The 22,750-nt window shown below is 71.2% G+C and carries 24 protein-coding genes; 17 read left to right on the top strand and 7 right to left on the bottom strand.

The genetic code is table 11. The features are described from left to right. The first annotated feature begins 4 nt into the window (after positions 1-4). Positions 5-1,090 (top strand): TFIIB-type zinc ribbon-containing protein, encoded by a 1,086-nt coding sequence (locus MXD59_RS14770; protein WP_248825315.1) that lies wholly within the window; start codon positions 5-7, stop codon positions 1,088-1,090. Positions 1,091-1,112: 22 nt separating this feature from the next. Here the strand turns inward: MXD59_RS14770 and MXD59_RS14765 are convergent, their stop codons facing one another. Continuing rightward, on the bottom strand, positions 1,113-2,204 hold the full coding sequence (locus MXD59_RS14765; RefSeq protein WP_248825314.1) for an epoxide hydrolase family protein: 1,092 nt from the start codon (positions 2,202-2,204) through the stop codon (positions 1,113-1,115). A gap of 86 nt (positions 2,205-2,290) precedes the next feature. Here MXD59_RS14765 and MXD59_RS14760 point away from each other — a divergent pair, with 86 nt between their 5' ends. From MXD59_RS14760 to MXD59_RS14740, 5 genes are all read left to right on the top strand, one after another. Next, positions 2,291-2,767, top strand: coding sequence for a MarR family winged helix-turn-helix transcriptional regulator (locus tag MXD59_RS14760; protein WP_248812326.1), 477 nt, complete (start codon positions 2,291-2,293; stop codon positions 2,765-2,767). A 118-nt stretch (positions 2,768-2,885) separates the two neighbouring features. Beyond that, positions 2,886-3,266, top strand: coding sequence for a hypothetical protein (locus MXD59_RS14755; protein ID WP_248825313.1), 381 nt, complete (start codon positions 2,886-2,888; stop codon positions 3,264-3,266). 72 nt (positions 3,267-3,338) lie between these two features. After that, positions 3,339-4,712, top strand: a complete 1,374-nt coding sequence (locus MXD59_RS14750) for a DUF418 domain-containing protein (RefSeq protein WP_248825312.1) — start codon at positions 3,339-3,341, stop codon at positions 4,710-4,712. Further along, positions 4,709-5,803, top strand: a complete 1,095-nt coding sequence (locus tag MXD59_RS14745; RefSeq protein ID WP_248825311.1) for a sensor histidine kinase — start codon at positions 4,709-4,711, stop codon at positions 5,801-5,803. Before MXD59_RS14750 ends, MXD59_RS14745 begins: the two co-directional genes overlap by 4 nt. Before the next feature lie 9 nt (positions 5,804-5,812). Beyond that, a complete protein-coding gene (locus tag MXD59_RS14740; RefSeq protein WP_248812322.1) occupies positions 5,813-6,460 on the top strand; it encodes a response regulator in 648 nt (215 codons plus the stop codon). A gap of 16 nt (positions 6,461-6,476) precedes the next feature. Here the strand turns inward: MXD59_RS14740 and cynS are convergent, their stop codons facing one another. Together cynS and MXD59_RS14730 are read right to left on the bottom strand one after the other, a co-directional pair. Then, positions 6,477-6,920, bottom strand: coding sequence for a cyanase (gene cynS, locus MXD59_RS14735; RefSeq protein ID WP_248825310.1), 444 nt, complete (start codon positions 6,918-6,920; stop codon positions 6,477-6,479). A gap of 142 nt (positions 6,921-7,062) precedes the next feature. Next, a complete protein-coding gene (locus tag MXD59_RS14730; RefSeq protein WP_248825309.1) occupies positions 7,063-7,857 on the bottom strand; it encodes a S1 family peptidase in 795 nt (264 codons plus the stop codon). Positions 7,858-8,103: 246 nt separating this feature from the next. Between MXD59_RS14730 and MXD59_RS14725 the strand changes: the two genes are divergently transcribed. The 3 genes from MXD59_RS14725 (at position 8,104) to MXD59_RS14715 (ending at position 10,063) form a co-directional block, all read left to right on the top strand. Beyond that, the gene (locus MXD59_RS14725; RefSeq protein WP_248825308.1) at positions 8,104-8,610 is read left to right on the top strand and encodes a hypothetical protein; all 507 of its coding nucleotides are present in this window, start codon (positions 8,104-8,106) and stop codon (positions 8,608-8,610) included. A gap of 179 nt (positions 8,611-8,789) precedes the next feature. Beyond that, a complete protein-coding gene (locus tag MXD59_RS14720) occupies positions 8,790-9,434 on the top strand; it encodes a dihydrofolate reductase family protein (protein WP_248812318.1) in 645 nt (214 codons plus the stop codon). Between the two features lie 125 nt (positions 9,435-9,559). Beyond that, positions 9,560-10,063, top strand: coding sequence for a nuclear transport factor 2 family protein (locus MXD59_RS14715; protein ID WP_248825307.1), 504 nt, complete (start codon positions 9,560-9,562; stop codon positions 10,061-10,063). 14 nt (positions 10,064-10,077) lie between these two features. Here the strand turns inward: MXD59_RS14715 and MXD59_RS14710 are convergent, their stop codons facing one another. Beyond that, positions 10,078-11,040, bottom strand: coding sequence for an NADP-dependent oxidoreductase (locus MXD59_RS14710; RefSeq protein WP_248825306.1), 963 nt, complete (start codon positions 11,038-11,040; stop codon positions 10,078-10,080). A gap of 233 nt (positions 11,041-11,273) precedes the next feature. Between MXD59_RS14710 and MXD59_RS14705 the strand changes: the two genes are divergently transcribed. The 4 genes from MXD59_RS14705 to MXD59_RS14690 all read left to right on the top strand — a co-directional run bounded on the left by MXD59_RS14705 (position 11,274) and on the right by MXD59_RS14690 (position 15,521). After that, the gene (locus MXD59_RS14705) at positions 11,274-11,915 is read left to right on the top strand and encodes a TetR/AcrR family transcriptional regulator (protein ID WP_248825305.1); all 642 of its coding nucleotides are present in this window, start codon (positions 11,274-11,276) and stop codon (positions 11,913-11,915) included. Positions 11,916-11,980: 65 nt separating this feature from the next. Further along, entirely contained in the window at positions 11,981-12,787 is an 807-nt protein-coding gene (locus tag MXD59_RS14700) for an SDR family NAD(P)-dependent oxidoreductase (protein WP_248825304.1), read from the top strand. Positions 12,788-12,826: 39 nt separating this feature from the next. Next, positions 12,827-13,864 (top strand): prolyl aminopeptidase, encoded by a 1,038-nt coding sequence (gene pip / locus MXD59_RS14695; RefSeq protein ID WP_248825303.1) that lies wholly within the window; start codon positions 12,827-12,829, stop codon positions 13,862-13,864. Positions 13,865-14,297: 433 nt separating this feature from the next. Next, the gene (locus tag MXD59_RS14690; protein ID WP_248825302.1) at positions 14,298-15,521 is read left to right on the top strand and encodes an FAD-dependent monooxygenase; all 1,224 of its coding nucleotides are present in this window, start codon (positions 14,298-14,300) and stop codon (positions 15,519-15,521) included. Between the two features lie 128 nt (positions 15,522-15,649). Here MXD59_RS14690 and MXD59_RS14685 read toward each other — a convergent pair whose 3' ends face one another. After that, positions 15,650-16,486 carry a putative protein N(5)-glutamine methyltransferase gene (locus tag MXD59_RS14685; RefSeq protein WP_248825301.1) on the bottom strand — a complete coding sequence of 279 codons (837 nt, stop codon included), beginning with the start codon at positions 16,484-16,486 and terminating at the stop codon, positions 15,650-15,652. Positions 16,487-17,392: 906 nt separating this feature from the next. On the opposite strand from MXD59_RS14685, the gene MXD59_RS14675 reads away from it, so the two are divergent. The 3 genes from MXD59_RS14675 to MXD59_RS14665 all read left to right on the top strand — a co-directional run bounded on the left by MXD59_RS14675 (position 17,393) and on the right by MXD59_RS14665 (position 19,557). After that, entirely contained in the window at positions 17,393-18,253 is an 861-nt protein-coding gene (locus MXD59_RS14675; RefSeq protein WP_248825300.1) for a helix-turn-helix domain-containing protein, read from the top strand. Then, a complete protein-coding gene (locus MXD59_RS14670; RefSeq protein WP_248825299.1) occupies positions 18,250-18,492 on the top strand; it encodes a DUF397 domain-containing protein in 243 nt (80 codons plus the stop codon). The genes MXD59_RS14675 and MXD59_RS14670 overlap by 4 nt, the downstream gene beginning before the upstream one ends. 906 nt (positions 18,493-19,398) lie before the next feature. Then, on the top strand, positions 19,399-19,557 hold the full coding sequence (locus MXD59_RS14665) for a hypothetical protein (protein ID WP_175084866.1): 159 nt from the start codon (positions 19,399-19,401) through the stop codon (positions 19,555-19,557). Positions 19,558-19,687: 130 nt separating this feature from the next. Here MXD59_RS14665 and MXD59_RS14660 read toward each other — a convergent pair whose 3' ends face one another. Together MXD59_RS14660 and MXD59_RS14655 are read right to left on the bottom strand one after the other, a co-directional pair. Continuing rightward, a complete protein-coding gene (locus MXD59_RS14660; RefSeq protein WP_248825298.1) occupies positions 19,688-20,650 on the bottom strand; it encodes an NAD(+)/NADH kinase in 963 nt (320 codons plus the stop codon). After that, positions 20,647-21,690 carry an SPFH domain-containing protein gene (locus MXD59_RS14655; RefSeq protein ID WP_248825297.1) on the bottom strand — a complete coding sequence of 348 codons (1,044 nt, stop codon included), beginning with the start codon at positions 21,688-21,690 and terminating at the stop codon, positions 20,647-20,649. Before MXD59_RS14655 ends, MXD59_RS14660 begins: the two co-directional genes overlap by 4 nt. A gap of 109 nt (positions 21,691-21,799) precedes the next feature. On the opposite strand from MXD59_RS14655, the gene MXD59_RS14650 reads away from it, so the two are divergent. Beyond that, a complete protein-coding gene (locus MXD59_RS14650; protein WP_283096903.1) occupies positions 21,800-22,546 on the top strand; it encodes an NUDIX hydrolase in 747 nt (248 codons plus the stop codon). Positions 22,547-22,750 lie beyond the last annotated feature (204 nt).

Raw genomic sequence — 22,750 nt, 5'->3', positions numbered from 1 at the left:
CGCGATGATCCCGGTCGCGGCGACGACCTATCCGTGCGGAGGCTGTGGTGCGCGCCTCGAGTTCGCGCCGGGTGAGTCCAGCCTGCGCTGCCCGTACTGCGGCTTTCGGCAGGAGATCGCCGCGCCGACCCGGCAGATCCGCGAGATCGCGTACACCGACCTGGCGACGCTGCCCCGCAAGCCGGTCGGCAGCATCGGCGCCTACGTGTTCGTCTGCCAGCGTTGCGCGGCCCGCACCGAGACGAACGAGACAGCGAGCGTCTGCCAGTTCTGCGGCGCGCCACTGGTGATCGACCCGGCGGCCTCCGGGCAGATCGTGCCCGAGGGCGTGCTGCCGTTCGCCCTCGACCGGGCGGCCGTGCGCACCGCGGTGCGCGGTTGGACGTCGTCGCGGTGGTTCGCGCCCTCGGCGCTGAAGAAGGTCACCGAGGCCGAGTCGATGAAGAGCACCTATCTGCCGCACTGGACGTACGACTCACGGACGCGGTCGCAGTACACCGGCCAGCGCGGGATGCACTACTACGTCACCGAGACCTACACCGACGGCGACGGCAACCGACAGACCCGGCAGGTACAGCACACCCGCTGGACGCCCGCCCACGGAGCGGTCGCCCGCGACTTCGACGACGTGCTCGTCCCCGGCAGCACCGTCCTGCCCGGCAAGCAGCTCGACGCTCTCGCGCCGTGGCCGCTACCCGAATCCGTGCCCTGTCAGCCGGAGTTCCTGGCCGGGCATTTCGCGCTGCGTTACGACGTCGAGCCGGAAGCCGGATTCACCGAGGCGCGCGACCGGATGAAACCCGTGATCACCGAGGACTGCCGCCGGGACATCGGCGGCGACGAACAGCAGGTCACCTCGATCGACACCCGCCACCACGACGTCACCTTCAAACTGATGCTGCTCCCGGTGTGGATCGCCACCTACCTGCATGCCGGACGGACCTGGCAGGTGATGGTCAACGGTCGCACCGGTGAGGTGCACGGCGAACGCCCCTGGAGCCGGGTGAAAATCGCCCTCGCGGTGCTCGCCGCGCTCCTCGTCATCGCCGTCATCGTCTCTGTCGTGGCGGTGAGTCGCCATCGGGCGTGATCCGAACGAGCGGAGCCGGGCGTCAGGTGTCGAGCGAGAAGAAGGCTCGGATGTCGGCGACGAGCAGGTCGGGGACCTCGAGGCCGGGAAAGTGACCGCCGCGGTCGGCCTCCGTCCAGCCGGCGATCGGCAGCCGTCGTTCGGCGTAGGCCCGAACGGGACGGGTGATGTCCTCGGGTAGCACGAACACGCCGACCGGCTGGACCGTACGCCACGACGCCGGGCCGCCGGACTCCCGGTGCAGGCGGGCGGCGGTCCCGGCGGTGCCGGTCAGCCAGTACAGCATGACGTTGGTGAGGACCCGGTCGGGGCTGATCGGGAAGTCGGCGGCGGCCCACATCGTCATCGGGTCGAGCAGCCAGGCGAGCAGGCCGACCGGCGAGTCGGCGAGCGCGTAGGCGGGGGTCTGCGGCCGGGTGGCGTTGAACGACCGGACGGCCGGCTGCTGGCGCTGGTAGGACGTGAGCTGGGCGAGGCGCTCCTGGTCGCCCGCCGACAGCGTGGTGGGCTCGGGGTCGCCGGGCAGTGGTGGGGTCGGCAGGTAGGTCAGGTGGATCGCGACGACATGTTCGGCGTCGTGCTGCGACAGTGCCCGGGACACTGCCGCACCCCAGTCTCCGCCGTGCGCGCCGTAGCGGTCATAGCCCAGTCGGCGCATCAGTTCGGCGAAGGCGTGGGCCACCCGGTCGACGTTCCAGCCACGCTCACGGGTGGCGCCGGAGAATCCCCAGCCCGGCAGGGACGGGATGACCAGGTGGAAGTCGGTGGACAGCGGCTCGATCACGTCGAGGAACTCCACGATCGACCCCGGCCAGCCATGGGTGAGCAGCAGCGGCAGCGCGTCCGGTCGTGGGCTGCGCACGTGCAGGAAGTGGATGCGCTGGCCGTCGATCTCGGTGAGGAACTGGGGATGGCCGTTCAGTTCGGCCTCGGCCGTCCGCCAGTCGTAGTGGTCGCGCCAGTACTCGGCGAGGGGCCGCACGCGGGCCTGTGGCAGGCCGAACGCGTCGCCGCCGCCGGGAAGTTCGTGCGGCCAGCGGGTGCGGTCGAGCCGGGCCCGCAGGTCGTCGAGGTCAGCCTGCGGCACGGCGATCCGGAACGGTTCGATGGTCATTCGTTTGCCTCCCTAACGTTAGTGAGGCAAACGATAAAACGTTGGGGCCACCAACGCAAGCCTCCCGTCGGCCTAGACTGCGGGGCATGCCGGAGCGCGACCGTCACCCGCGGACCGTCGACCCGGCGGCCGTGCCGGCCCGCCTGCGTTCCCTGGCCAGCCGACTCCTCGGCCGCGGCGCACTGCACGCCGATCGGATCTCGAACGCCCGCCTGGACACCGCCGGGGCGACCCGGTGGCAGTACTCCGTGCTGGTGACGTTGCGCGACACCGGACCGGCCAGCCAGGCGGCTCTCAGCGACCGCACCGGGATTCACCGCAGCGACATGGTCGCCGTCCTCGGCACGCTGGCCCAGGCCGGGCAGGTGCGGCGCCTCCCCGACCCCGCCGACCGACGGCGCAACATCGTCACCCTGACCCCGACCGGCCGATCCCGACTGGACCTGCTGGACCGCCTGGTCGACGAGGCCCAGGACGAACTACTCGCCCCGCTCAGCCCGGCGGAACGCCTCGATCTCGTCCGCCTCCTGCAACGCCTGGACAATCACCACACGACCCGCTGACGTGCGACAAAACTGTTCGCGGCGAATCCCCCGTGCCGGCCGTGCACCGTGATAAATCAGCAGGGCAACGAACAGCGCTCCGGCGCGCAGCGGAGATGAACCAGCTCGGGGGATGCAGATGAGAATCAAAGCTCTTTTCAGCAGCTTTTTTGTTGCTTTTGCCGTCCTGGCCGGGACCTTGCTGGTGCCCGCGGGCACCGCGAACGCCGCCACGACACTTTCCTGTCGGGCCCTCGCCCTGGTCCCGCATCCGACCATGAACCAGACCGAGCCCGTTCTCATCGAAACCGCGTCGTCGGCCCGGGTGACCGGTCTCGCGCACTACCGGACGACCACCACCCGGAAATCCGGAACGGCCGACACCCTCGGCCGCGCGGTCCTTCGTTGGCGCATCAGCCACGCCACACCGGGATACCGGGTCCTGATCACGATCACGGTGAGCAGCGGTTCCCAGCGCGCTACCTGCACCACCTGGTTCACCCCGGCCAGCCGGGGGTAGGGCCAGGCCTACCGGGTAAGACGCGGTCCAGGCCCCTCGTGGCGGCACCCGGAGACGGCGACCGTGGGGTACATGCCACAGACACGTACCCCCGACCCGTCGCCGACCGCGCCCAGGGTGGCGCGCGCCGAACGGGCGCTGGCTCCTGATCTGACCCGTGGCGCGATGCTGCTGTTCATCGCTCTGGCGAATGCCGGGAACTGCGCCTTCGCCGGTGAGCCCGGCCTCGACCCGCGGCCACATGGACCGGGGCGCGTCCTGAACTTCCTGCTGACAATGCTGGTGAACAACCGGGCCTACCCGGTGTTCGGGCTGATGTTCGGCTACGGGCTGGTGCAGCTGGCCCGTAGCCGGTCGGCGTCCACCGGGTATCCGACCACCAGCGCCGGTGGATTCACGGCGGTGGCAGGTGGGGGGCTCGCATCGGCGCGCCGACGCATACTGCTGCAACGCAACACGGCGCTGGTGGTGTTTGGATTCGCCCACGGAACGCTGCTCTACTTCGGCGACTTCCTCGGCGCGTACGGCATTGTCGGGATCCTCGCGACCCTGGTGATCCTGCCCCGCGGCGACCGGTTCCACCGGATCGTGCTGTGGCTCTGGCTGCTGCAGACCGTTGACGCACTGATCTTCTCGCTCCGCATGCTCTGGCTGTGGGCGGGCGACGACTCCACCACCGTCAGCACCATCACGAACAGAACCGACCCGTCGCTGGCCGCGCACTCCTATGGTCGGTCCCTGCTCGACCGGCTCCAGGAATGGCCCGTGCACACCGCCACGGTCCTGCCGTTCATCATCATCGTCTGGCTGGGAATCTGGGCGGCCCGGCGCCGGCTGCTCGAGGAGCCGGCCGCGCACCGCACCCTGCTACGTCGGGTCGCCTTCAGCGGGCTGGCCATCTCGCTGCTCGGCGGGCTGCCCTACGCACTGGTCTCCGCCGGCGCCCTGCACGTCAACACCGCTACCGTGGACGCCATGTCGTGGGTGCACGCGATCACCGGCGAATACGGGGGCGTGGCCTACGCCGCCCTGTTCGGCCTGCTCGTCGCCCGTCTCACCGCGACCCCGAACCACCGCCCATCCCAGCCCGGAAACGCCGCCGCGGCCGCCGGCACCATCCGCGGCACCAGCACCAGCACCAGCACCAGCGGCGTCGGTGACAGCGTGATCGGTGCGGTGGCGGCGCTGGGGCGTCGATCGCTGTCGGGTTATCTGTTCCAGTCCTGCGTCTGGCTCATGCTGTTCTCCCGCTGGGCGCTTGACCTGGGCGGTTCCACCTACGTCGCGTTGTCGTGCGCGTTCGTCACCTGGACGGTGTCCGTCCTGGCCGCCCGCCGGATGGACGCCCGCGGCAGGCGGGGCCCGGCCGAGACGCTGCTGCGGCGCGCCTACCACCGTCCGCCGGCCACCCTCGACGCACCGGCGGTCCCGAGCGTGGCCCGATGAGTCCGTCCGACTGGACGAACCGGCTGGCCCGGCTGGGCCGGTGGGTTCAGGCGCCAGTGCCCGGTCGGACCGGCCGGTGGGGTCACCGCTGGAATCGGGACGTGGTCGCCGGCCAGGCCGCCCTCGCGGTGCTGATCGGCGTGATCACCACGGTGGCCTGGGCGCTCGGCGGCGGCGGCGCGTTCTGGCCGCGCTGGGTGTGGTTCGGTCTCGCGGCCGTGCTGAGCGCCGAGTACCTGGGGCTACGGGTGCTCGCCGTGCCGGGCGGGCCGCGACGGTGGCTGGCGCTGACCCGCGCGACGGTCGTCCTGGTCGCGGCGATCGAGGTGGCCGCCTGGCTGCTGTCCGGCGGCGGGATCTTCTGGCCCGCGTACAGCCTCACCGGTTGGCTGATCGTGCTCGGCGTGCTCACTGTGGTCCTGCGGCGGCGGGCGTCCGGACGGGAGAAGCAGCTCACCGAACGGGTCGCGACCCTCGCCCACACCCGGCAGGTGGCACTGGACGGCCAGGCCGCCGAGCTCAAACGGGTGGAACGCGACCTGCACGACGGGGCGCAGGCCCGGATGGTCTCCCTCGCCCTCACCCTGGGCCTGGCCGAGGATCTCCTCGCCCACGATCCGCGGGCGGCCGCGCGGCTGCTCGGTGAGGCCCGTACCACGGCGGTCGGCGCGCTCGACGACCTGCGTTCGGTGATGCACAGCATCCATCCGGCGGTGCTCAGCGACCGTGGGCTGGTCGGCGCGGTGCGGGCCCTCGCCCTGGACCTGGCGCTACCGGTGACCGTGACCGGTGAGTTCCCGCCGGATCTGGCGGCACCGGTGGAGTCCGCGCTGTACTTCGCGGTCGCCGAGTGCCTGACCAACGCCGTCCGACACGCCGGGGCCAGCGCCATCGAGGTCACCTTCCAGCCTGACCCGCGCATCGTCGTAGCTGACGACGGGACGGGCGGCGCCGATCCCACCCGCGGATCGGGCCTGCCGGGCATCATCGGACGCCTGGCGACGGTGGATGCCCGCCTGGACATCTCAAGCCCGCCAGGAGGTCCCACCCTCATGACGATCACGCTGCCCACCGACCCGCAGAGGGGATGACAAGCCACCGTGAGCCGGCCGACCGTGGTGCTCGCCGAGGATCTGACCCTGCTGCGGGACGGCCTGATCCGGCTGTTCGAGGCCTACGACTTCGAGGTCGTCGCCGCGGTCGACAACGGCCCGATGCTGGTGCGGGAGCTGCTGGCCCGGCGTCCGGACATCGCCGTCGTGGACGTCCGCCTGCCACCGACCCACACCGACGAGGGGCTGCGGGCGGCGCTCACCGCCCGCGAGCGGATACCCGGGTTGCCGGTGCTGGTGCTGTCGCAGTACGTCGAGCAGCTCTACGCCCGGGAGCTGCTCGCCGACGGTCACGGCGCGATCGGATACCTGCTCAAGGACCGGGTGTCGGACGTCCGGCAGTTCATCGAGGCGGTTCGCCGGGTCGCCGCCGGCGGGACCGCACTCGACCCGACCGTCGTCGCGAGACTTCTCGACAGCCGCCGCCGGCCGCTCGACCGGCTCACCCCACGCGAACGCGAGGTCCTGGCGCACATGGCCCAGGGCCGGTCGAACGCGGCGATCGCGACCGCCATGGTCGTGACCGAGAAGGCGATCGGAAAACACACCAACAGCATCTTCACGAAGCTCGACCTGGCCCCGTCCGAGGACGACAACCGCCGGGTCCGCGCCGTCCTGACCTACCTCGAGGGCTGAGCCGGACGAGGACGTGTCAGTAACGGCGGTAGGGCAGGAACTTGCCGCTCATCGTGATGTGCACCCGGTCACCGGCCGGATGGGGTTCGCGTTCGAGGTTCATCGAGAAGTCGATGGCGCTCATGATGCCGTCGCCGAACTCCTCCTGGATGAGCTCCTTGAACGTCGTTCCGTACACGGAGATCAGCTCGTAGAACCGGTAGATCAGCGGGTCGCTGGGGACGTCTGTGGGCAGCGAACCACGGTAGGGCGGGTCGGTGAGCAGGCCGGCCGCGTCCGCCGGCAGATCGAGCAGCCCCACCAGGACGGCGGCCTCGGCCTCGTCGAACGACATCTGGCCGAGACACCCCGCGGTGACCGACTCCTTGCTGCGCCCGACCGCCGTGGCGATCTCGGCCCAGGTCAGTTTCCTGCGCCGTCGGTTCGCGACGATCAGCTCGGTCAGTTCCGCGCGGTTCACGCACTGCCTCCTGGCCAGGATCGGTGGAATACCACCCACAGTACGCAAAGACCGAGGTCATGGCCGGGTTTCGTCAGGGCCGCACCGGCTGGCCGGACTCCTCGGGCTGACCGAGCGCGACCGAGGCGGCCGGGGCGGCCCTCTACTCCGGTGCCGCGATGGTCGACTGGATCCAGGAGTGGACGACGTCGATCCGGGAGGCCGTCTCGTCGAAGGGATGCGGGCAGCTCGGACCGCCGCTTTCCACCGCGACCAGAACAGGTCCACCGGTGTCGGACTCACGCACATAGGGCGCGCCGGAGTCGAACGGGCAGGCGCCGGTGGTCCACCGTGGCGCCCGACCCCGGACGGCGACGGTGCTGTCGGCGAGGCCGCTGATCTGCACCTGGCCGCTCTGCAACCGGGTCAGCGCAACCGGATGGTCACCGCGCAGCGCCCCCCACCCCACGATCCGCAGCACGTCACCGAGGTGCGGCGCGGCCGGGTCGAGCGCAAGCGGTGTGATGTCGTCGACCGGTTCGGCCAGGTATGCCAGCGCGATGTCGTGGCCCGGTGACTGCACCGCCGCCACCACGGCGACATCGTGGCCACCCGGGCCGGGGCCGTCGGCGTCGACCCGTCCGATCGTCGCCGCCGTCGGATAGGGCACCGGCCCGCTCACCGGCTGGTGGTCGACGTCGTGGAAGCAGTGGCCGGCGGTGATGAGCCAGCTCGGGGCGATCAGCGCCGCACTGCAGGCACTGTCGTGGTGGCTGCCGTCCGGGTTCGGGATGTCCGTCATGGTCAGCCGGGCTGCGTAGCCGTACTGACCGGGTTGCGCCGTGATGCCGTCCGCCACCGCGTACGCGCTCGTCGCCGTACCCGCGACGAGCAGTGCCGCGGCCGCGGCCAGCCCCGCACCGCGCATGGTCCGACGCCGTGCCAACACACAGGTCACCACTTCCGATTTTTCCGTCACACAGGTCAGACAATCGCAGGAGGTCAGAGCATCGCCCGCGCCACGCCGGCCCGCACCCCAGGGATTACGACGGGACGACATTCGACCCTGATTCTGTCCGGAAAATGACAGAAAAGGATTTCCGCCCGGATGTCCGTAACCGGCACCGCTATCTGCTGTCGAAAGCCCGTTGGCCGTCATGGTCGTCATGGCGGTCCCGGGCTCGGAGCAGAACGGAGCTGGACCATGCGTGACACAGTCAGGCGAACCAGGGCACTGCGGTCGAAGAGGGCCTCGATCACCGTGCTCGCCGCATCCGTGGCGATGGGTGTGAGCCTGTTGTCGGCGCCGGCGGCGCTCGCCTCGGGCGGCCCCGGCCCCGGCAGCGGTCACGGCGGTGGAGACGGCGGCGGGGGCGGCGGCCGTCGCCTCGGGCCGGCGGTGAGCACGGACGGCGTCGGCTCGCTCGGCAGCACCTGGACGCTGAAGTCACAGCACGACGACGACGGCCCCGGGCTGGTCGCGGGCGAGGAGTTCGAGATCGCCACGCCGGCCGGACACGTCTGGACGGTGACGTTCGCCGACAACGACATCGTGTTCCTCGACCATGTGGACGTCACGGCGACCGCCACCGGGCTGCGCACGCTGGGCAAGGCACCCGACCAGGGCATCGACCAGACCATGAGCGTGCACGCGGTCGACCGCGCCACCGGCGAGGTCATCGACGGCTCGGTCGACCTGCCGGCGAACTGAACCACACCGCCCGACCGCACCACACTGTCGGTTGCCTGGTCCTGGCCCCGGTGCCAGGGCCAGGGCCCTCAACCGGCACGGATGCCGGCGTAGGGTCGGCGCCACCACCGATGCTGGTCGGTGCGGCGGTCCGTGGCCGGCCGCCGGGACGTCCGGTGCCAAGCGGAAGGCCGAGTCGTATGTCGCGCGTGCGGGTGCACAACTTCTCCCTGTCCCTCGACGGCTTCGCCACCGGCGACGGCCAGAGTTTCGAGCAGCCCTTCGGCCATGCCGAGGACCGGCTGCACCAGTGGTTCTTCCGGACCCGCGCCTTCCGGTCGATGCACGGCGAGCCCGGCGGTGAGACCGGGGTCGACGATGCGGTGGCCCGCGCCTGGGAGCCGGAGATCGGCGCCGAGATCATGGGACGCGGCAAGTTCGGCCCGCAGACCGGCCCCTGGGCCGACCACGACTGGAAGGGCTGGTGGGGCGACAATCCGCCCTTCCACACCCCGGTGTTCGTGCTGACGCATCATGTGCGGCCGGCCCTGGAGCTCGAGGGCGGCACCACGTTCCACTTCCTCGACGCCGACCCCGCGCAGGCCCTGCGCCAGGCCCGCGCGGCAGCCGGCGGCCGGGACGTCCGGATCGGCGGCGGCCCGACCACGGTGCGCGCGTTCCTCGCCGCTGACCTGATCGACCACCTGCACGTCGTCCTCACCCCGATCGTCCTCGGCCGCGGGGTGCGGCTGTGGGACGACCTGGAAGGCCTCGAGAAGCGTTTCGCCGTCGAATCGGTGACCAGCCCGCATGGCGTCACCCACGTCACCTTCACCCGCGACTGACCCGCTCCGGCGCATCTGGCACCCGGTGACCACCGTGGGCGGCAGGACCTCCGGTACCCTGCGGGGACTGATCCCGATCTCCCGGTGGCGCGCGGAGTTCCCCCACCGCCGTTAGCATCACGGATATGTCGGAGAGGATCAGTGATCGCACCGCGAGTCTGAACCACTGGATCGACACAGCCGAGATCACGCAGGTGGTCAACCGCTATTTCCGGGCTCTGGACGAGCGCGTTTTCGACGCTTCCCATCTTGGGCGGATATTCACCGCCGGAGCGGGCGTTATCCGGCCCAACGGCACGCAGCTCACTGGCCCGGCGGCGATCGGCGACGGCCATCGGGAAAGCCTCGCACGCTTCGAGAGCACCCAGCATCTGCTGACCGGGCACGACGTGATCGTGGCCGGTGACAACGCCACCGTCCGGGCGAACCTGGTCGCCATGCACCTGTGGGACGGCGCCCGAAAAAGCGCCGGATCGGCCGAGGACTACTTCGTGGCCGGCAGCGTGATCACCGTGCGGCTGCAACTCACCCCGCAGGGCTGGAAAATCACCGAGCTGGTCAATGACACGATCTGGCGGGCCGGCTCCGGATTCACCGCGATGGCGCACACGGGCCGGCCCACCAGCTGACCACTGGGAAGAACTCAGTGGTCCACCCGAAGCACCAGTTTTCCCTGGATATGGCCCTGTTCGGCCCGCTCGTGCGCCCGGGCCGCCTCAGCGAGCGGATAGACCTCGTCGACAGCGACCCGTAGGACGCCCACGGCGACCAGCCCGACCAGTTCGGCGAGCTGGGAACCGTCGGAGCGCACCTGCCCGCCGCGCACGACGATGCCCCGCCGCGCGAGCTCGTCCTCGTGATAGTCACCGAAGAAGACCGGGCTGAGCACACCCCCGTCCCGGATCGCCGGGGTGAGCAGATGACCCCGCGGACCTCCGACGGTGTCAAACAGGTGGTCGATGTCCTTCGCGGCCCGCGCGACCCGGGTTGTCGTGTAGTCGATGTACTCGTCGACCGCGAGACCACGCAGAAACTCCGCGTGCCGGGTGGACGCGACGGCGACGACGCGCGCCCCGGCCCGACGGGCAAGCTGCACCAGAAAGTGCCCGACGCCGCCAGCCGCCCCGTTGACCAGCACAGTGTGCCCGGACGTGACGGGAGCGTACTCGGTGGTGTACTGCCAGGCGGTGAGACCGGCCATCGGGATCGCAGCCGCGTCCACATGGCTGAGTTCCGGCGGTTTACGGGCCAGGTCGCCGACCGGGGCCGTCGCGTACTGCGCGTAGCCCCGCCCACCGTCGACGCCCCCGGACGGGAAACGGAGCAGGCCGAGGACCTCATCGCCCTCCGCCCAGGCGGTGACGCCGGGACCGACCCCCACCACGACCCCGGACACATCCGTGCCCGGAGTCAAGGGCAGTGGAACAGACGGGCGCACCTGTTCGGGAATGGTCGGGAAGCCCGAGCGCGCATACAGATCGGGCGGGTTGATCCCGGCCGCGTGCACCTGGACGAGCACCTCGCCCGCGGCCGGCGTCGGACTCTCCACCTCCTCCAGCCGTAGTTCGCTCGGTGGCCCGGTGCGATGGACGCGGATCGACTGCATAGGTCGGATGTCCTTTCTGGTCGTCTACGGCGGTCTCCGCCATCGAGCGGAGCAGCCGGGGTGCGACGCGCCAGCTCACCGCCGACCGGCAAGTGGAGCATCGCTCCATATGATAGACGGAGCAGTGATCCGGATGAGGGTCGCACCGCCGACGCCGGCAGGGACCCGCCGGACGGGCGCGGGCCGGGGCAGCGCCGATACAGTGTGGTGCCGATGCGCCAAATACCCACATCATGATCGCCGAGCCGCCCGAGCCGCCCGAGCCGCGGCCAGTCCCCGGGCCCGCGTCCGCGCCTCGGGACCGCCGCGCTGACGCCCGCCGCAACTACGAGCACATCCTGGCCACCGCCCAGGTCGTGCTCGCCGAGCAGGGCGTGCAGGCGTCCCTGCGCGACGTCGCCCGTCGGGCCGAGGTCGGACTTGGCACCCTCTATCGGCACTTCCCGACCCGCGAGGCCCTGCTCGAGGCGCTCCTGCGGCAGGGGTTCGACCGGCTCGTCGAGCTCTCCGACACCCTCGCGGCCACCCGTCCACCGGCCGCGGCGCTCACCGAGTGGCTACGGGAGCTCGCCGCCGGCGCGGGCACCTACCAGGGGCTGCCGGCGTCCCTGGTCGCGATCATGGACGATCCCGACTCGGCGCTGGCGGTCTCCTGCGCGGCCCTGCGGTCGGCCGGGACACGGCTGCTGGAGCGAGCCCAGGCCGACGGCGAGATCCGCCCCGACGTCACCGGAACCGACGTGTTCGTGCTCACCACCGCCGTGGCCGCTCTGACCGAACGAGGCCCACTCGCGCAGCGGCGCGACCATCTGCTCGGCGTCATGCTCGACGGCCTGCGCCCCGCTCCCCGAGAATTGTTCGGGCCGTGTTCGTGACCCCTCGGGCTTCGGTGGGAAGAATGGAGGTGTCCAGGAGGCAGGCGCACCCGTTCGGAGGACTCATGTCCGACCCGTATCCGTCCGACCTGCTCCCGCCCACCACACCCGCAGTCGACGGGGCACGGATCGCGCTGGTCACAGGTGCGAGCCGCGGGCTTGGTCGGAGCATGGCCACACACCTCGCCCAGGCGGGCATCGGCGTGATCGGCACCTATCACAGCAACTCCGAGGAAGCGGGCAAACTGGTCGCCGAGCTGACCGCGCTCGACGTCCCGGCGGCGGCGCTGCGTCTCGATGTCGCCGACAGCGAGAGCTTCGAGGACTTCACCACCCAGATCCGGGCCACCCTCGACGGGTTCGGCGTCGAGCGGCTGGCCTACCTGGTCAACAACGCGGGCATCGGTGTGCACGCGCCGTACACGGAGACCACCGCGGAGCAGTTCGACGAACTGTTCCACGTCCACGTCAAGGCCCCGTTCTTCCTCACCCAGTTGCTGTTGCCCCTGCTCGCCGACGGCGGACGCATCCTCAACGTCTCCTCCGGTCTGGCCCGCTTCACCGGTCCCGGTTTCGCCGCCTACGCCTCGGCGAAGGGTGCCATCGAGGTGCTCACCCGCTATCAGGCCAAGGAGCTGGGCGAACGAGGCATCCGGGTGAACGTGCTGGTCCCCGGCGCCATCGCCACCGACTTCGGCGGCGGAGTCGTGCGGGACAACGAACAGACCAACCGAGCCGTCGCCGCCGCCATCGCGCTGGGCCGCGCCGGCGAGGCCGACGACATCGGCGCCGCCGTCCCCCTGATCCTCGCCGACGGCTTCAGCTGGGCGAACGGCACCCGCATCGAACTGTCCGGCGGCCAGAACCTGTAAGACCGCCCGCATCCGCGCGCGCCGCGCCAGGATGCGGGAGTGACCGCGCAGTATCCGCCGATCGAACCGTACGACCACGGCCTGCTCGACGTCGGCGACGGCCAGCACGTCTACTGGGAGACCTGCGGGAATCCCGCCGGCCGCCCGGCCCTGGTCGTCCATGGCGGGCCGGGTTCCGGTGCGAGCGTCGGTGCCCGCCGCTGGTTCGACCCCGACCGGTACCGGATCATCCTGTTCGACCAGCGCGGCTGTGGCCGCAGCACCCCCCACGCCGGCGACCACGACACCGACCTCACGCACAACACCACCGAGCATCTGCTCGCCGACATCGAGCGGCTGCGCCAGCACCTCGGCGTCGAATCGTGGCTGCTCCACGGCTCGTCCTGGGGATCGACCCTGGCGCTCGCCCACGCGCAGCGCCATCCAGCCATGGTCACGGCCATCGTCCTGGTCAGCGTGACGCTCACCCGTCGCGCCGACATCGACTGGCTCTACCGCGGCGTCGCCCGTTTCTTCCCCGCCGAATGGGAGACCTTCCGCCGCGCGCCACCCGCGCCCATCCCCGACACGTCCCGCACGAGCGCCCCCGACGCCGCCCTCGACACCGGGCTCGGTACCTGGGAGCCCGCCGGTGGTCTCGTCGCCCGTTACGCACGCCGGTTGGACGATCCCGACCCCGCCGTGCGCGCGGCGGCCGCCGATGCCTGGTGCGCCTGGGAGGACGCGGTCATCTCGCTGGAATCGAACGGTCGACCCGGCGCCTACGGCAGCCGTCCCCCGCGCGCCCGGCTGGCCCTCGCCCGGATCTGCTCCCACTACTTCAGCCACGGCGCCTGGCTGGACGAAGGCATCCTGCTGCGCGACGCCGGCCGCCTCGCCGGTATCCCCGGGGTGCTGATCCATGGACGGCACGACCTGGGCGGCCCCTACCAGGTGGCCTGGGACCTCGCCCGCGCCTGGCCCGACGCCGAACTCATCGGCGTGACCGACTCCGGCCACACCGGCAGCGCCGCCCTGGGCCACCATCTGCGCACGGCCCTCGACCGCCTCGCCGCCACCCCCACCCGCTCCTCATAACCAGCACCGCCCGTGAAAACGTCACAGAACGTGACCATGATCGAGGGGCGGCGCGGCACCGCGTCCCATCAACAAGCCGTGCGGACCGCTTGGTGCACAAACCATGTTAAATCACCCAGTCACCTTGCGGTCCCCGCGATGCCGGCGGACGAACAGGGGTCGCATCGACGGGCACTTTGCCGCGTCCGTCCGCGTTGAACCTCCTGGAGCGGCGTAGCAGCGATACGCCGAAGAGCCGCAAAGCAGTACAACGCGCCACGCCCGAACGCGGGGTTGGCCGATGTTCGTCACACCGCGCATTCGAACCTAGATCGATTTCCCAAGCGGGTCGTACGCTGACTTTCCCGCCCCGACCACCGCCACCGAACCGTGCCCACCACCGATCGCCGCCCCCACCCGCTGTGCGCTCGCCCCACCTACCCACGGAGGATCCATGGGCAACCGGACGGTGCTCGTCTCCGGCGCCGGCATCGCCGGGACGACGCTCGCGTACTGGTTGGCGTGGCATGGGTTCCGCCCCACGGTGGTCGAGCGCGGGCTGTGGCAGCGCACCAGCGGCAGCCCGGTGGACGTCCGCGGTCAGGCCCTCCAGGTGGCCCGGCGGATGGGCACGCTCGGGCTGCTGCGGGCGGCCGCCACGGGTGTCGCGGGCATGCGGTTCGTCGATGGCTACGGGCGGGGCACCGGGCGGGTCAACCTGCGCGCCCTCGCACGCTCGACCGGCGGGCATGACATCGAGGTTCCGCGCGGCACTCTCGCCGCGATCCTGGAGCAGGCCAGCGCCCCGCACGCCGAGTTCGTCTTCGGTGACTCCATCGCCGCCCTGGCGCAGGACGAGCACGGGGTGGACGTCACCTTCGACCATGGGAGGACCCGCCGGTTCGACCTCGTCGTCGGGGCCGACGGGCTGCACTCGACGGTACGCCGTCTGGCGTTCGGTCCGGAGTCCGCTTACGTCCGCCATCTCGGGCTGTACAGCGCGACCGTGCCTTTTGACGGGCCAGCCGACTACGGCCGCGAGGTCGTGATGCACAACACGCCCGGTCGGGTGGTCGCGTTGCAGCCCTCGGCCGACGGGCCGATCGCCTTCTTCGCGTTCCGACACGCGAAGATCCCGGATTTCAACCACCGCGACATCGAGCAGCATCGCCTTCTGCTCGCCGCCGCGTTCGGCCGCGGCACCTGGCGCACCCCCGAACTGCTCGCCCGGGCCCAGGCCACCGAGGACCTCTACTTCGACGCGGTCAGCCGGGTGCACATGCCGACCTGGTCCACCGGACGGATCACGCTCGTCGGCGACGCCGCCTCCTGCGTGTCCCTGTTCGGCGATGCGCCCTCGCTGGCCATGGCAGGTGCGTTCGCGCTCGCCGAGGAACTCGCCGCCACCCCCAACGACCACCGGGCCGCGCTGCGCCGCTACGAGGCGCGCCACCGCCGGCTCGCCGATCCGCGCCAACGTGGCGTGGAACAGGCCTCCCATCTGCTGGTGCCGGCGACCTGGGCGGGCATCCGGGCGCGCAACGCGGCCAGCCGACTGTGGCCGGCCGCGGCTGCCGCCGGCTGGGTTGGCAGCCGGCTCACCTCCAGCCCGCTCGCGCCCGCCCTGCCGATGCCGCCCCGCGCCACCCGTTCGGCCGGCGCCACCACCCCCACCTGAGCCGCCACCCTCACATCCCCCTCTGGTCCCGCCCATCTGGCCCCGGTAGCAGGATCGATCCGTCCCGCCGGGCCGCCAGCGGCGACCCGTGACGACGGCGCTGTCCCCGCGTCCTCGTGGACCTCGTACTAGCGACTCGCGACGACCGCGACGGCGTCGAGCGGTTCGGATCGCGCGACCCGGGCGGTCAGACCGACCCTGGCCGCCGCCTCGAGCAGCGCCCCCGTCTGCCGGTCAGCAGCCTCCATGATCAGAATGGCCTCGGGGGCGAGCCAGTCCGGCGCGTCGGCGATCACCCGGCGCAGCACGTCGAGGCCGTCCGTCCCGCCGTCGAGGGCGAGACGTGGTTCGTGTTCCCGCGCCTCGGGCGGCATCAGGCCGAGGGCGTCGCTTGGCACGTACGGCGCGTTCGCGATCAGGACGTCGACCCGGCCGCGCAGGTCCGTGGGCAACGCGGTGTAGAGGTCTCCGGCGTGCACCCGGCCGCCCAGCCCGGTCAGGTTGTGCCGCGCGCACCGCACCGCCTCGGGTTGGAGATCGGCGGCGTGCACCCACGCGGTCGGCAGCCGCGCCAGGATCGCCGAGGCCACCGCACCAGACCCGCAGCACAGATCCACGACGATCACCCGCGACGGGTCCCGGATGTGCCGCAGCGCCAGATCGACGAGCAGTTCGGTCCGCCGGCGCGGCACGAACACACCCGACTCCACCAGAACCCGCCGACCGTGGAACTCAACCCAGCCGAGGATGTACTCCAGGGGCTCACCGGCCACCCGACGCGCCACCAGAGCATCAAGATCACCAGAGGCGGGCTCGACCCCACCCGTCCCACCCTCGACGGCATCGACGAGCAGAAGCGCCTCGTCCTCGGCGAAGACGCAGCCCGCGGCGCGCAGTTGACGCACGACGGCGGGCAGCCGGGGGTCAGCGGGGTGCGCAGGACCAGCGGGTCGAGACAGTTCCAAGCCGCAGACGTTACCAGTGATGGTCAGGTCCGCGGCTGTGGCGGTCCGCCGCCGGCCAGCACCACCCCCTCGACGGTCAACGGGTCGGCCGTCGACCCGCGTCGACGCGGGACGGACGCCGGCGCGCACACGGGCTCGGCCGATGACGCACGCACGGGCTCGGCCGATGACGTACGCACGGGCTCGGCCGATGACGCACGCGCCGACCGTGGTGTTTCCGCGCCTTCGCAGTAGCCGTATTCCACCCCGCGTCGCCACACGGTCAACCGACAACGCTCACCATCGACCGTCCAGGTACGCCGGTCCACACGGTCCTCTATCTGTACGGGTGGGCGGGCCGTGGGTTCCGCGGCCCGGTGGTGCGCCCAGGTGTGCGCCGTTTCCCATTCCGGGAATGTGGCGACGAGTTCACCGTCTCCGTCGTACACCTGAAAGCGGCGAGTCTGCATCGTTCGCGCCTTTCGAGTATCGTCCGGGCGATTCGGGATCGCCGGGCGGCGCTGGTTCGTGGGCAACGGTGACGGCGAGCGGCACCGAGGCGCGTCGGCGGGAGACCGAGGTGCGGCGACGCGTGGTGGTGCGGCGGAGAGTGTGACGGTGCGTGGCAGCCGGCTCCGGACGGGGCTCGGCGTCCAGCCGCCCGGAGCCGGCGCTTGGGCACCCCCCTGGACCTGGATACGGGCCGGCCGGTTACTCCCTGTACATCAGGAGCCCCCTCCACCATCTCACTTAGAGAAATTAACCCGCCACTCAAGGTAGCCCATCGCATCGCCCGACACCCCCGTGCACAGCTTCTGCAACAGCTCCTGTAAGAGTTTCGCTACTCAGAGGCGCACACTGTGGATAAGGAGTGGCGATCCGGTGGCAGGATGCATCCATCACTCCGAACCGACCGAAGGACGAACGATGGCCACGAGTGGCGGTCCGACCGTGCGACGCAGGCGGCTGGGAGCCGAACTGCGGCGGCTGCGAGAGAGCGCCGGAGTCTCCGTGGACGAGGTCTGCCAGCTCCTGCGCTGCTCCATCTCCAAGGTCAGCCGCATGGAGAACGGCCGAGTGCCGGTGCGCACCCGCGACGTCTCCGACCTGCTCGACCTCTATGGCGTCGCCAAGGGCGAGCAGCACGACGCGCTGATGGCGCTGGCCCGGGAGTCGCGCCGACACGGCTGGTGGCACTCGTACCACGACGTCGTCCCCACATGGTTCGAGATCTACATCGGTCTGGAGGGGGACGCGACGTCCATCCAGGTCTACGAGTCACAGCTGGTACACGGCCTGTTGCAGACCAGTGACTACGCCCGTCAGGTCCTCCGCGCCGACGACCCGGAGGTCGCCGCGGAGGAGATCGATCGCAAGATCGCACTCCGGATGGACCGGCAGCACCGTCTCACCGCGCCGAACCAACCGCGACTGTGGGTAATCCTTGACGAGGCCGTCCTGCGCCGCGAGATCGGCGGTCGGGCGGTTATGCGCGAACAGCTCGAGTTCATTGCCAAAAGGTCCGAACTCCCGAACGTGACCATTCAGGTGATTCCCTTCGACGTGGGCGCACATGCCGGTCTGGGCAGCGCCTTCTCGATACTCGGCTTCCCGGACTCAGAAGACCACGAAGTAGTCTATATAGAAGAGGCGGCCGGTAGCCTCTATATCGAGCGCGTTGCGGAAGTCCGCCGATATAAATTGAAGATGGATCATCTCCTGGCCGCCGCACTGCGGCCCGAGGAATCCGTCCAGATGATACTTTCGGCGGCAAAGGAACTCACATGACCATGTTTGCGAAGCCCGATCCGCAGGACCACACCGAGCTGACCTGGCGCCGGAGCAGCTACAGCAACGGTGCGGGCGGAATGTGTGTGGAGGTCGCGCCGCTGGGCGAGGGGGTCGCCGTCCGCGACTCGAAGGACCCGCTCGGCCCGGTCCTCGCCTTCACCGCCGGCGAGTGGGACGCCTTCCTCGCCGGCGCCCGCGACGGGGAGTTCGATCGCGCGCGGGTACACGTGGGGTGACCCCCGCCCCGGTGCGGTGACGTCCGTCCGATCCGGTCCGGCCACCTGTCCCAGCGGGGCCGGACCGGGCGGGACGAACGTCCCGACGTCGGCCCTCACACCCTCGGTCGCGTTACGTGCCGGTTGGCTCTTGCGCAACGGCTCCCGGACGCGCACTCTTGTAGATGTTCAGTAGAGCTTTGTTGTTGTGATCGTGTCGTTGTTATCGTGATCGTGTCGTTGTGGTCGCGGCAGGTCCGGGTACGACGCTCACGCCACGCATCGTGCGGGATGCGCGGCGCAACAGTCGGTCCGGGCAGGGCGGGCGCACGACACGGTGCCTTTGTCATCCCTCGTCCTCTGGACGGGCAATGCGGGCCCGGTGGCCCGCTCCTACGCGGAGGAGGGCAGTCGTCGTGACCAGTGTTGACGGTTCGGCTACCCATACGCCGATATCCGCTGCCCCGGCCCAGGTGGCCGCGTCGGCGCGGTCCGGCGGTCGCTGTCGTCCCCGCGCACCACACTCGCCCTGTTGCCCCGGCCAGCGTGACGTACCCGCCTGGCGCCGGGTGCCGGCCGGCGAGCATCGGGCTGGTCGGGTAACCGGCGCGGCCCTGCTGACGCCCTCCTAGCCGCAGGCGCCGACCCCGCCGTCACGCCACGGTCCGTGCTGGCGGAGTCGACCTTCCTCGCCGGCACCGCCCACGGCCCACCGGCCCAAAGCTCACCCCGTCCCACACGGAGGGCCTGGGTCCCGGTGGCTGCCGGCCCGACGGATCCCGCCGCCAGCGTCAGCGTCCTTTTGTCACACTTTGGCACCCATGGCCACGACCGGGCTCCGCCCTCCCACGGCGGACGCGGGTCCTGGCCGGCGACCCCGTACGAACAGCACCGTCGGAGTTCCCCTGCCACCGGGAGGTGATCGCCGTGGCCACTGCCACGACCAACCTGCTCAACACCCCGAACGAAGACCAACGAGTGGATCGGGTCCGCCGCGCGGCGCTGTCGGCCTACGTGGACGGAAAGATCAGTTTCGCACAGGCGAACCTGCGGGTTCGCAAGGCCATCGAACGCTTCCTCGTGTGACCAGTCACTCGATGCCCCGCGGACGGCGCCGGCCCCCCGCCGGCCCGTCCGCGGCGGGCGCCATCCGACGCCCCGGTCGCCAGGTCGGCACCCGTCCCACCCGCCGGGTACGCCGCCGCGGCTGACCTGGTCACAGCAGGTGCAGGCGGCGCTGCGCCACACCGACGGTGAGCCGCTGCCCCCAGGAGAGCTCGATCGCGTCCGATTCGATGCCGTCGCCGAACACGACCATCCGATCCGATTCGACCAGGACCTCCAGCCGGGCCGCCCCGGTCAGCCCGCCCTGTGTGCGGGCAGTGCCCGTCTCGGGCGAGGGCCACGCCTCGCGGACGAACCAGGCCAGCGCGCCCGCCGTCGGCGCCGGCAGGTCGATCTCGCCGCCACGCTGTGCCCAGACCGAACGACACCAGCCCGTAGCTCCCGTCCCGGTGCCCACCAGCAGACCGGACGACGCCTGACGCTCCGCCACCAGCCCGGCAGCGGCTTCGGTGACCGCGGCTTCAGTGACCGCGGCTTCAGTGACCGCGGCTGCCGGGACCCGCAGGACGTACCGGGCGGTCTGATGTCCGGGGTCGCCGACGTAGACCTCGTTGAGCGCGAGGATCCGCTGCCCGTCATCGGAGTGGGCCTCCACCATCGTGAGGTCGCGGGCCGACCCGCCGGGCCGGGCCCCGTCCTCACCCGTCAGGGCCCGCAGCATGCCGCCCGCCGCGGCGGGCGGGTGCCGGACGAGCACTCCGGGGTTGCGTCCGACGTCGGCGTTGATGCCCAGGACGGGCTGGCCGTCGAGGTACTTCGCCACGTTCGCGACCAGACCGTCCTGGCCGACGCAGATCACCACGTCGTCGGGAGCGAACAGGAACCGGTCCAGATCGGCCCGCTCCACCTCGCCGCGCCGCCAGTGCGCGGGGATCGCCGCGGTCACCGCCTGGCGGGCGGCCCGCGTGGCCTCGTCGGCGGCCTGCACCGGCGCGAGCTCCCGACCGCGGGTCCGCAGGAAGAACTCGGCCTGGCCACGGGTGCCGTGCCGGGCGATCAGCTCGGTGTACTCGGTGCGCCGGTGCACCAGGACCGCCCGCGGGGCGAGACTCATGACTGCTGCTGCCCGGTGTGGACGAGGCGGCTGAGCAGTTCGGTGAGCATGTCCGGGGTGATCGTGAGCGCGCCGATCGAGGGCAGGTGGTCGGCGAGGTCGCGCACGGCCAGGGCGACCATCGCCGAGGTGTCGAGTCCGGTGACGGAGGCGACCCGGGCCGCCTCCGCGTCCGCCTCGGCCTGCCCGACCAGGCGTACCGCCTCGGCGCGGGCGGCGGCCTCGATGCGGACCCGTTCGGCCTGCGCGCTGGCGGCGGTCCGGGCGCGCCGCGCCTCGGCCTCGGCGGCGATGCCCGCGGCGGCGGCCTGTTCGGTCATCCGGCGCTGTTCGTTGGCGCCTTCCTGGGTGACCAGTCGCTCGGCCCGCACCGCGAGTTCGATCTTGCTCTGCAGCTCGTTCTCGGCGATCCGCCGTTCCTGCTCGACGGCCAGTGCCCGCCGCCCGTAGGTGGCCCGGTCGGCCTCGGACTGGATCTGCTCCCGGGTCGGGGTGGTCAGTGCCTTCTCCACCTCCGGCGCCGGGCGCACCGCGACCACCCGCACCCCGGCGACGGCGATACCGGTCTGGACCAGCCGGGTGTCCGTGCGCAGCCCGTCGGTCACCCGGGCCCGGATCTCCGGGACGCCCTCGGCGAGCGCGGCCGTCAGCGGTGCGCGGGCGAGCAGGTCCGAGGCGTACTGCTGGGCCGTCTCGGTGATCATGCCGGCCAGCTGGTCGAGCGGCTTCTCCCGCCAGCCGCCGAGCTCCGGGTCGATACCGAAGTCGATCCGGGCGGCGGCCAGCGCCGGGTCCGCGATCCGGTAGGTGACGGTGGCCTGCACCGCGACGTCCTGGAAGTCGGAGGTGCGGGCGTGGAACAGCACCGCGAGCTCCCGGTCGTCCACCGGCACCTCGCTGATCACCGCCGTCCGCGGGCGGTACCAGAAGACCTGGCCGACGCCCTCGTGGGCGACCTCGGTGCCGCGCAGGTGCCGGATGTACGAGGTCGGACGCCCCCGCAGGTGGCACAGGAACGGTACGCGGCTGATGTCCGCCATGACTGCCTCCCGGTGGTCGGCGTCCCGCACCGACCGTCACTTTTATCGTCGAAGTGACGATAACCGCCTACGGCCTTTTTCGTCAAGGTGACGATATATGGTGCGGTCCATGCCACCCTCGCTTCCCGATGGCGTCGTCCCGGTGCCCCTGAGCGTCGATCTCGTCCTGCTGACCGTCCGCGACGACCAGTTGGCCGTGCTGCTGGTGCGCCGCGGGATCGACCCGTATCGCGGCAGGTGGGCGCTGCCCGGCGGGTTCGTCCGCCCCGGGGAGGACCTCGCCGACGCCGCCGTGCGCGAACTCGCCGAGGAGACCGGCCTGCGGCATCCGCCGGCGCATCTCGAGCAGCTCGCGACCTACGGCACCCCCGGCCGTGATCCGCGCGGCCACGTGGTCACCGTCGCGTTCCTGGCCCTGGTCCCGCAGTCACGGGCTCCCGTCGCCGGCACGGACGCCGCCGACAGCCGCTGGGCCGCGCTCGGCGACACCTCGACGGCCGACCTCGCCTTCGACCACGCCACGATCGTGGCCGACGGGCTGGAACGGGCCCGCTCCAAGATCGAGTACAGTGCCGTCGCGACGGCGTTCTGCGAGCCGGAGTTCACGGTCGCGGCCCTGCGGCGGATCTACGAGCTGGTCTGGGGATGCCGACTGGACCCCCGCAACTTCCATCGCAAGGTGACCGGCACCGCGGGATTCCTCGTTCCGACCGGACGCCTCACCACCCGCGACGGTGGCCGCCCCGCGGAGCTCTACCGCCGTGGGGAGGCAGGTCTGCTGCACCCCGCGATGCTGCGGCCCGCCCGGGAACGGCCACCAGGCGACGGCGCCGCGCGCCAGGACGGTTCCAGATAGCCCGGATGGCTCGCGGTGGCGAGGCTTCGAGGCGGAGACGGCCGGGCGCCCGGGCGATCGGGGGGTGAACCCGGGCGGCCGGCCACGACAACCTTCTCACCGAAAGCGCACGCAGGTTCACTGTTCGTGGATTAGCGTGGCGCGAGAGTCACCAGCTGTCCACCCTCGCCACGTCCGCCGTAATTGCACCCGCCCGAAGACCGC

The sequence above is a fragment of the Frankia umida genome (assembly GCF_023242945.1).
GTDB lineage: Bacteria > Actinomycetota > Actinomycetes > Frankiales > Frankiaceae > Frankia > Frankia umida.
The sequence above is the reverse complement of the archived record's forward strand: the minus strand, read 5'-3'. Positions and strand labels throughout refer to the sequence as shown.

Bases quoted from the DNA above. Each gene is read 5' to 3' on its own strand.
- MXD59_RS14770 (WP_248825315.1), top strand. From the start codon at position 5: ATGATCCCGGTCGCGGCGACGACCTATCCGTGCGGAGGCTGTGGTGCG.
- MXD59_RS14765 (WP_248825314.1), bottom strand. From the start codon at position 2,204: ATGACCATCGAACCGTTCCGGATCGCCGTGCCGCAGGCTGACCTCGAC.
- MXD59_RS14760 (WP_248812326.1), top strand. From the start codon at position 2,291: ATGCCGGAGCGCGACCGTCACCCGCGGACCGTCGACCCGGCGGCCGTG.
- MXD59_RS14755 (WP_248825313.1), top strand. From the start codon at position 2,886: ATGAGAATCAAAGCTCTTTTCAGCAGCTTTTTTGTTGCTTTTGCCGTC.
- MXD59_RS14750 (WP_248825312.1), top strand. From the start codon at position 3,339: ATGCCACAGACACGTACCCCCGACCCGTCGCCGACCGCGCCCAGGGTG.
- MXD59_RS14745 (WP_248825311.1), top strand. From the start codon at position 4,709: ATGAGTCCGTCCGACTGGACGAACCGGCTGGCCCGGCTGGGCCGGTGG.
- MXD59_RS14725 (WP_248825308.1), top strand. From the start codon at position 8,104: ATGCGTGACACAGTCAGGCGAACCAGGGCACTGCGGTCGAAGAGGGCC.
- MXD59_RS14720 (WP_248812318.1), top strand. From the start codon at position 8,790: ATGTCGCGCGTGCGGGTGCACAACTTCTCCCTGTCCCTCGACGGCTTC.
- MXD59_RS14715 (WP_248825307.1), top strand. From the start codon at position 9,560: ATGTCGGAGAGGATCAGTGATCGCACCGCGAGTCTGAACCACTGGATC.
- MXD59_RS14710 (WP_248825306.1), bottom strand. From the start codon at position 11,040: ATGCAGTCGATCCGCGTCCATCGCACCGGGCCACCGAGCGAACTACGG.
- MXD59_RS14705 (WP_248825305.1), top strand. From the start codon at position 11,274: ATGATCGCCGAGCCGCCCGAGCCGCCCGAGCCGCGGCCAGTCCCCGGG.
- MXD59_RS14700 (WP_248825304.1), top strand. From the start codon at position 11,981: ATGTCCGACCCGTATCCGTCCGACCTGCTCCCGCCCACCACACCCGCA.
- MXD59_RS14690 (WP_248825302.1), top strand. From the start codon at position 14,298: ATGGGCAACCGGACGGTGCTCGTCTCCGGCGCCGGCATCGCCGGGACG.
- MXD59_RS14675 (WP_248825300.1), top strand. From the start codon at position 17,393: ATGGCCACGAGTGGCGGTCCGACCGTGCGACGCAGGCGGCTGGGAGCC.
- MXD59_RS14670 (WP_248825299.1), top strand. From the start codon at position 18,250: ATGACCATGTTTGCGAAGCCCGATCCGCAGGACCACACCGAGCTGACC.
- MXD59_RS14660 (WP_248825298.1), bottom strand. From the start codon at position 20,650: ATGAGTCTCGCCCCGCGGGCGGTCCTGGTGCACCGGCGCACCGAGTAC.
- MXD59_RS14655 (WP_248825297.1), bottom strand. From the start codon at position 21,690: ATGGCGGACATCAGCCGCGTACCGTTCCTGTGCCACCTGCGGGGGCGT.
- MXD59_RS14650 (WP_283096903.1), top strand. From the start codon at position 21,800: ATGCCACCCTCGCTTCCCGATGGCGTCGTCCCGGTGCCCCTGAGCGTC.